We start from the raw sequence: 242 nt of genomic DNA on the forward strand, positions 1-242 counted from the left end.
CGGCGCGAAATCGCCCGCCTTGTGATTGTCGAGCGCCATGTAGACGGTATCCGCATCGAAGCGCGACGGCTCGAAATCATTGATATAGGCCAGATCCGGAACGCCGCGCAGCGCGCCGGCTTCGGTTTCGGACCAGGTCTCACCACCATCGGTCGTGACCTGGATCAGTCCGTCATCCGTGCCGGCGTACAGCACGTTCTCGTCGACCGGCGATTCCGCCAGGGCGCTGATCGTGTTGTAGT

1 protein-coding gene is annotated in these 242 nt (G+C 62.4%); it reads right to left on the reverse strand.

All coding sequences use genetic code 11. From position 1 onward, the window contains the following. The coding region (locus tag SB717_RS38975; RefSeq protein WP_410908623.1) for a WD40/YVTN/BNR-like repeat-containing protein at window positions 1–242 on the reverse strand (242 nt) is incomplete at both ends.

Source organism: Priestia sp. SIMBA_032, from assembly GCF_046535215.1.
In the GTDB taxonomy this organism is placed as follows: Bacteria; Bacillota; Bacilli; order Bacillales; family Bacillaceae_H; genus Priestia; species Priestia aryabhattai.